Source organism: Streptomyces sp. NPDC000880 (genome assembly GCF_053599675.1).
In genome coordinates this window covers 1-7042 of record NZ_JBSFMS010000201.1, presented here as the reverse complement: position 1 = coordinate 7042, position 7042 = coordinate 1, and the positions used below count along the sequence as shown (strand labels likewise).

8 protein-coding genes and 2 pseudogenes are annotated in these 7042 nt (G+C 69.9%); 8 read left to right on the top strand and 2 right to left on the bottom strand.

What is annotated here, in order from left to right:
• From ACWDO5_RS34650 to ACWDO5_RS34620, 7 genes and pseudogenes are all read left to right on the top strand, one after another.
• Positions 1–96 (top strand): annotated as a pseudogene (locus ACWDO5_RS34650) (nucleoside-diphosphate sugar epimerase); the annotation flags it as partial.
• Between the two features lie 20 nt (positions 97–116).
• Complete coding sequence (locus tag ACWDO5_RS34645; protein WP_450534508.1) at positions 117–791, top strand: amino acid ABC transporter permease; 675 nt, start codon at positions 117–119, stop codon at positions 789–791.
• Positions 788–1696, top strand: coding sequence for an amino acid ABC transporter permease (locus ACWDO5_RS34640; RefSeq protein WP_450534507.1), 909 nt, complete (start codon positions 788–790; stop codon positions 1694–1696). Before ACWDO5_RS34645 ends, ACWDO5_RS34640 begins: the two co-directional genes overlap by 4 nt.
• Before the next feature lie 197 nt (positions 1697–1893).
• Complete coding sequence (locus tag ACWDO5_RS34635; RefSeq protein WP_450534506.1) at positions 1894–3489, top strand: FAD-dependent monooxygenase; 1596 nt, start codon at positions 1894–1896, stop codon at positions 3487–3489.
• A gap of 32 nt (positions 3490–3521) precedes the next feature.
• Positions 3522–3608 carry a putative leader peptide gene (locus tag ACWDO5_RS34630; protein ID WP_311605579.1) on the top strand — a complete coding sequence of 29 codons (87 nt, stop codon included), beginning with the start codon at positions 3522–3524 and terminating at the stop codon, positions 3606–3608.
• Positions 3609–3678: 70 nt separating this feature from the next.
• On the top strand, positions 3679–4245 hold the full coding sequence (locus ACWDO5_RS34625) for a cysteine dioxygenase (RefSeq protein WP_450534505.1): 567 nt from the start codon (positions 3679–3681) through the stop codon (positions 4243–4245).
• Positions 4242–4631 (top strand): rhodanese-like domain-containing protein, encoded by a 390-nt coding sequence (locus tag ACWDO5_RS34620; RefSeq protein ID WP_450534504.1) that lies wholly within the window; start codon positions 4242–4244, stop codon positions 4629–4631. Before ACWDO5_RS34625 ends, ACWDO5_RS34620 begins: the two co-directional genes overlap by 4 nt.
• A gap of 62 nt (positions 4632–4693) precedes the next feature.
• Here the strand turns inward: ACWDO5_RS34620 and recX are convergent, their stop codons facing one another.
• Both recX and recA read right to left on the bottom strand, forming a co-directional pair.
• Positions 4694–5263, bottom strand: a complete 570-nt coding sequence (recX, locus tag ACWDO5_RS34615; RefSeq protein ID WP_450534503.1) for a recombination regulator RecX — start codon at positions 5261–5263, stop codon at positions 4694–4696.
• A gap of 3 nt (positions 5264–5266) precedes the next feature.
• On the bottom strand, positions 5267–6394 hold the full coding sequence (recA, locus tag ACWDO5_RS34610) for a recombinase RecA (protein WP_450534502.1): 1128 nt from the start codon (positions 6392–6394) through the stop codon (positions 5267–5269).
• A 252-nt stretch (positions 6395–6646) separates the two neighbouring features.
• Here recA and ACWDO5_RS34605 point away from each other — a divergent pair.
• Positions 6647–6937: pseudogene (locus tag ACWDO5_RS34605) on the top strand (DUF805 domain-containing protein); the annotation flags it as partial.
• Between the last annotated feature and the right edge of the window lie 105 nt (positions 6938–7042).

Below are 7042 nucleotides of genomic sequence, written 5' to 3'. Positions count from 1 at the left end.
GGCGTGGATGCGATCGTCCACTGTGCGTCCACGCCGCGCGGCGGTGACGACCGGGCGGCCGCACATCTGCTCGCGGCCGCGCGCAGGGCCTCGGTCTGGGGAGAGCGCGGAGCAACGTGTTCGACTTTCTTTCTTCCGGGCAGTACGACCTGCTCGGCGCCTTCTGGGTGACGGTTCAGCTCACCCTCTACTCGGCCGTGGGGTCCCTGATCTGGGGCACGATCCTGGCCGGTATGCGGGTCAGCCCGGTTCCGCTGATGCGGGCCTTCGGCACCGTCTACATCAACTGCGTCCGTAACACGCCGCTGACGCTGATCATCGTCGCCTGCTCGCTGGTCCTGAACCAGACGCTGGGCTTCGCACTCGGCGGCGACAACTTCAAGGACATCGGCTTCCGGCTGGCCGTCCTCGGTTTCATCGCCTACACCGGCACGTTCGTCTGCGAGGCCATCCGGTCCGGGATCAACACCGTGCCCGTCGGCCAGGCGGAGGCGGCCCGCGCACTGGGGCTGAGCTTCTTCCAGGTGCTGACACTGATCGTGCTCCCACAAGCGTTCCGCTCGGTCGTCGCACCGCTGGCGAACGTACTGATCGCGCTGACGAAGAACACCACCGTGGCCGCGGCGATCGGTGTCGCCGAGGCCGCGCTGCTGATGAAGGAAATGCTCGAGAACGAGGCCGACTCACTGTTCGCGGTCTTCGCGGTCATCGCCTTCGGATTCATCGTTCTCACCCTCCCGACCGGCCTGCTGCTGGGCTGGGTGGCCAAGCGTGTGGCGGTGAAGCGATGACCTCCGTTCTCTACGACGCCCCGGGCCCCCGCGCCAAGCGGCGGAACGTCCTCTTCACGATCGTGTTCCTGGTCGTGCTCGGGCTCGTCATCTGGTGGGCGCTGTCGGTCATGGCCGACAAGGGCCAGCTGGCGGCGGACAAGTGGAGTCCTTTCGTGACGGACTCCGAGGTGTGGACGACGTATCTGCTGCCCGGTCTCTGGCTGACCGTGAAGGCGGCGGCCTTCGCCATCATGATCGCGCTGCCGCTCGGCGGGCTGCTCGGCATCGGCCGTCTCTCGGACCACCGCTGGATCCGGGTTCCGGTGGGTGTGGTGGTCGAGTTCTTCCGCGCCATTCCGGTGCTGATCCTGATGTTCTTCGCCAGCGCGATGTTCGTGCAGTTCACGAACATCGAGTCGGAGATCCGGCCGATGTACGCGGTGGTGACCGGCCTGGTGCTGTACAACGCCTCGGTCATCGCCGAGATCGTGCGGGCCGGCATCCTCTCGCTGCCGTCGGGCCAGACCGACGCCGCCAAGGCAATCGGCATGCGCAAGGGCCAGACCATGTCCCACGTGCTGCTGCCGCAGGCCGTCACGGCGATGCTGCCCGCCCTGGTCAGCCAAGTTGTGGTGATCGTCAAGGACACCGCGCTCGGCGGCGCCCTGCTCGGCCTCGCCGAGTTGATGTCGCAGTACCGCACGATCCCGGCGAACTACGGGGCGAACACCATCGCCGCGCTCACCGTGATCGCGCTGATCTACATCGCGCTCAACTTCCTGCTCACCAGCGTTGCGGGCTGGCTGGAGGGCCGGGCGCGCCGGACGAAGAAGGGCACCGGAGCGGTCCTCGGAGCGGACGAGGTCGAGGAGCTCAACGCCCCGGGCCACACGATGGACCACGGCGGCGGCGCTACGGCCTGAGGCGCAGGCGCCATCTGACGACCGGCCACCACCGGCAGCAGAACACGAGGGGGCAGCGGCTAGGGCCGCTGCCCCCTCGCCGCATACCTCTGTCACTTGACGCATGCACCCACAGTGGGTTGCATACGTTGTGTGATCGTGCACCGGGCTCGACTTGCTATCTTTCGTTCCGTCAGCAAGCCAGAAGGAGCCGTGCCGTGGACCCGGTGATCATCGTGGGCGCGGGGCCTGTCGGGCTCGCGCTCTCGCTGGCCCTTGCGCAGCAAGGCGTCCCCTCGGTCGTGCTCGACGAAGGCGCGGGCAACGACGAGCAGCGGCGCGCCCGTACGGTCGTGCTGCGGCCCGACACGGCAGCCATGGTGGAACGGCTCGGCTGCGCCACTGGCCGTGACGAAGGTTCCCGCTGGACCGGCTGGCGTTCGATGCGGCGCCGGCAGGACGTACGGCAGCTCGCCCTCGGCGACGACCGCGCACCCGCGCCGCTACACATCCCCCAGCACGCCCTCGCGCGCGGACTGCGGGATGCCGTCGCCGCGCAGCGGTTGGTCCGGCTCGTCACCGGGAGTCGCGTCGACTCGCTGGAGCAGGACGCGACCGGGATCAGCGTGCACACCCGGGGGCCCGGTGCGACCTGGTGGCGCGGCAGTCATCTGGTCGGCTGCGACGGGGCCAGGTCGACGGTCCGCAAGCTCCTCGGCATCCGCTTCCCGGGCCGTACGGCTGTGGAACAGCATGCCGTCGCCGCCCTGCGCACCGAACTCCCCTGGCCCGACGAGGCGTTGCTGCACCGCCGGCCGCCCTGGCGCACGGGCGGCGACGAGGTCACCGCCCGGCCGCTGCCGGACGATGTCTGGCGGCTGGACTGGCTGCTGCCGTCCCGCGGCGAACTGGTCACCCCCGACGCCCTGGTGGCGCGCGTACGGGACACCCTGGCCGGCTGGTGCGGTGAGACGCCTCCGTATGAGCTCCTCGACACCGGCGTCTACACGCTGCACCACCGGCTCGCGCGGCGCTGGCGCGTGGACCGGGCCTTTCTCGCGGGCGACGCCGCGCATCTGCTCGGGGCGCTCGGCACACAGGGGCTCGACGAAGGGCTGCGGGACGCCGACAACCTCGCGTGGAAGCTGGCGCACAGCTGGCACCACGGCGTGTCGGAGCCGCTGCTCGACAGTTACCAGGCGGAGCGGCGGGCCGCCGTCGCCTCTCGGCTGCGCGCCGCCGACCAGTCTCTGCCGATACTGCGTGGCGGCAGCGGGCTGCGTACGTATCTTCCGGGTGCCGCGCGCGGGCACGACACTCTGCTGACCGACGGCCATCTGGGGCACGGCCCGCTTGGCGCGCCACCCGTTTACACGCACTCCCCCCTCGCACCCGAATACGCCCCTTCACAGACCTTCGTGGGCACGGAGGCGGGCGCTCCGGTCGCGGATGTACGGGTGACCGCGCCGGACGGCGCCAGCGCGCGGCTGCGGGACCGGCTGGGGCGGGGGCAGCTGCTGGTGGTGCTGGTCGCGCCGGGTACGGGGGTGTGGGACCGGCGGCACTGGGTGAGCGCGGGCGTGATGCCGCGGCTGGCCGCGGCGGTCACCGCGCTGCCGGTGCGGGCGGAGCTGCTGGTGACGGAGAGCTACCCGGGCGCTTCGGCGCACACAGTGCTGCTGGTGCGGCCCGACGGGCACCTGGTCGCCTCGTTCGCGGGGGTGCGGCCTGCGGAGCTGTACGCGGCGGCGGACGCGGCGCGCGGCGGTGCTCCGTCAGCGGCGCGCAGTGACCGTACTGCCGACATCAATTGACCCTCGAAGGCCCACATGGTGTACTCCGGAGCGTGACCGACACCGATGTGCGCCTGTGGCGGAGGGTCCATATGGACCTCGTCCGCTATGCGGGATGCGTGTGTCGCCCGTCCTGCTGAATTCGCCTTTCCCGCGCGCTGTGGCCTGATGGGCCTGCGCGCCCTCCAGCGAACTTCCAGGACGGTTTCCGTGTCCCAGCCTGTCTCCACCCCGGTCACTGCTGCCTCTGCGCGTACGGACGCGTCGGCACGTACGGACGCGTCCGCGCCGACCGCCGCCGAGCTGCTCGACTTCGTGCGGCGCTCCGCCGCCGACAAGAACCTCATCGCCTCGCTCCCGCTCGATCCCGAAGGCCGGACGTGGGTACGGCTCGACGGACCCGGCGGCAGTGAGGCCTGGCTGATCGCCTGGCCGCCGGGCACGGGCACCGGCTGGCACGACCACGCCGAGTCGTTCGGCGCGTTCGCCACGGCCGTGGGCGAGTTGAAGGAGTACTCCCTCGCCGTGCGGCTCCCCGCGAGCGGCTGGAAGACCCTCGAGCTCAACGAGGGAGTCGACCGCGAGCGGCAGTTGGGGGCCGGCGAGGGCCGGGCCTTCGGGAAGCACCATGTGCACGAGGTGCTGAACGAGTCGGCCGCCGAGCATGCCGTCTCGGTCCATGCGTACTACCCGCCGCTGCCGCTGATCCGGCGCTTCAGCCGGTCCGGCGCGGTGCTCCGTCTTGAGCAGGTCGAGCGTCCGGAGGACTGGCAGTGAGCTGGGGGAAGGTGGGGATCGACGAGCTCCTGGAGCGGGTGCGGAAGGACCTGGACCGGGTCGAGCCGAAGGAGGCCTTCGAGGCGGCCGGGGCGGGCGCGCTGCTGGTGGACATCCGGTACGCGGCGCTGCGCGAGCGGGACGGTCTGATTCCGGGTGCGCTGGTCGTGGAACGCAACGAGTTGGAGTGGCGACTGGACCCCCAGGGCAGCCACCGCGCGCCGGAGGCGGTCAGCCACGATCTGCTGGTCGTGGTGATCTGCAACGAGGGCTACGCGTCGAGCCTCGCGGCCGCGTCCCTGCAGCAGTTGGGACTGCGCCGGGCCACCGATCTGGTGGGCGGCTTCCAGGCGTGGAAGGCGGCTGGGCTGCCAGTTTCGGAATGAGGGTCGGGGGCGAATGCCCTGGAGGTCGGGGGCCCAACGCCCGTTGAGCGCACACCCCCGGTTCAGAACCCCTCGTACCCCAAGCCCTCCGTGTCCTCGCCCTCTTCCTCCAATGCCTGGCGGACCACCCTGAGCGACATACCCTCCGGGTAGCCCTTGCGCGCGAGCATGCCCGCGAGGCGACGCAGGCGCTTGTCCCGGTCGAGGCCTCGCGTCGACCGCAGCTTGCGCGCGACCAGCTCGCGGGCGGTCTCCTCCTCCTGCTCGGAGTCGAGCTGCCCGACCGCCTCGTCGATCAGCGCGGAGTCCACGCCCTTCGTGCGCAGTTCCCGCGCGAGCGCCCGCCGGGCGAGGCCCCGGCCGTGGTGCCGGGACTCCACCCATGCGTCCGCGAAGGCCGCGTCGTTGATCAGCCCCACGTCCTCGAAGCGGGAGAGGACCTCCTCGGCCACCTCCGAGGGGATCTCACGCTTGTGCAGCGCGTCCGCGAGCTGCTTGCGGGTGCGTGGGGTCCCGGTGAGCAGCCGCAGGCAGATCGCTCGCGCCCGCTCGGCCGGATCCTGAGGCGACAGCTCCTTCTCGGCCCTCGACGAGTCGGCGCTGTCGCCCGGCCATTCGGTTCGCCGGGCCATTTGCTAGCCCTTGGCCGCCGCCGTCTTGGCCGACTTGGCCTTGGACGCGGGCGCGGACTTCGCCCCGTCCTCGGCCGGAGCCACCGCACCGGCGCCGGCGGCGTCCGCGCCGGGCTCGGCCGCCGGGGCCTCCGGCCTGACGCCGACGCCCAGCTTCTCCTTGATCTTCTTCTCGATCTCATTGGCGAGATCGGGGTTGTCTTTCAGGAAGTTACGGGCGTTCTCCTTGCCCTGGCCGAGCTGGTCGCCCTCGTACGTGTACCAGGCGCCCGCCTTCCGGACGAAGCCGTGCTCCACGCCCATGTCGATCAGACCGCCCTCGCGGCTGATGCCCTGCCCGTAGAGAATGTCGAACTCGGCCTGCTTGAAGGGCGGCGCGACCTTGTTCTTGACGACCTTGACGCGGGTGCGGTTGCCGACCGCGTCGGTGCCGTCCTTGAGGGTCTCGATACGGCGGATGTCGAGCCGCACCGATGCGTAGAACTTCAGCGCGCGGCCACCGGTCGTCGTCTCCGGCGAGCCGAACATCACGCCGATCTTCTCGCGGAGCTGGTTGATGAAGATCGCCGTGGTCTTCGACTGGTTCAGCGCGCTGGTGATCTTCCGGAGCGCCTGACTCATCAGCCGCGCCTGCAGACCGACGTGCGAGTCGCCCATCTCGCCCTCGATCTCCGCGCGGGGCACCAGGGCTGCGACGGAGTCGATGACGATCAGGTCGAGCGCGCCGGAGCGGACGAGCATGTCGACGATCTCGAGCGCCTGCTCGCCGTTGTCCGGCTGGGACAGGATCAGGTTGTCGATGTCGACGCCGAGCTTCTTCGCGTACTCGGGGTCAAGGGCGTGCTCCGCGTCCACGAAGGCCACCGCGCCGCCCGCCTTCTGGGCGTTCGCCACGGCGTGCAGCGTGAGGGTCGTCTTGCCGGAGGACTCCGGGCCGTACACCTCCACCACACGGCCGCGCGGCAGGCCGCCGACGCCGAGCGCGACGTCGAGCGCGGTCGACCCGGTGGGGATGACCTCGATGGGCTCGTTCGGCCGCTCGCCCAGGCGCATCACCGCGCCCTTGCCGAATTGCCGTTCAATCTGTGCGAGCGCGGCGTCGAGCGCCTTCTCGCGGTCGGTTCCTGCCATGGGTTCCACCCGATTTGCTTGAGTCGATCGCTTCACGTCAAAGACGCTAACCCCTGCCACTGACAATGGGCCCCGACGTCCTTCCAGCCTGTGGATAACTCCCGGAAACCGAGGGCCGGAATCCCATGAGAATGGATGTTCGATTTCGGTGTCAAGCGCACCGCTCAGCCCGGGCTCGGCCGGCCCCAGGTAACGGTTTGACCCGCACACTTCAAGCCACATTTCTGCTCGGCCTGGTCCACAAGGACGGGCCTCATCATGTTCACCCTGATCAGCGTCGTCGTCAGCATCGCGCTGACGATCATCGACACTGTTGCCGGCACGAGCCCGGTCATCGGAGCGCTGTACAGCCTCGCCGTGCTCCTTCCCAGCCTCGGTGTCGCCGTCCGTCGGCTGCACGACACGGACCGGTCGGGCTGGTGGCTGCTCATCGGGCTGGTCCCGCTCGTGGGCGGAATCATCCTGCTGGTGTTCCTGGCCAGTGACAGCAAGTCGCACGAGAACGGCTACGGCCCGAACCCCAAGCTGGTTCCGGCTCACTGACGCTGGTGCGTCGGCAGAAGGGAAGCACTTTCTCGACGACCATTTCCCGCGAGAATGGCTGGGGAGCGGGCAACCTCGGAGGGGTGCCTCCCGTCTGGGAGAATG

Coding starts and splice junctions, on each gene's coding strand:
- ACWDO5_RS34640 (WP_450534507.1), top strand. CDS start 788: ATGACCTCCGTTCTCTACGACGCCCCGGGCCCCCGCGCCAAGCGGCGG.
- recX (WP_450534503.1), bottom strand. CDS start 5,263: ATGGCCCGGCGAACCGAATGGCCGGGCGACAGCGCCGACTCGTCGAGG.
- recA (WP_450534502.1), bottom strand. CDS start 6,394: ATGGCAGGAACCGACCGCGAGAAGGCGCTCGACGCCGCGCTCGCACAG.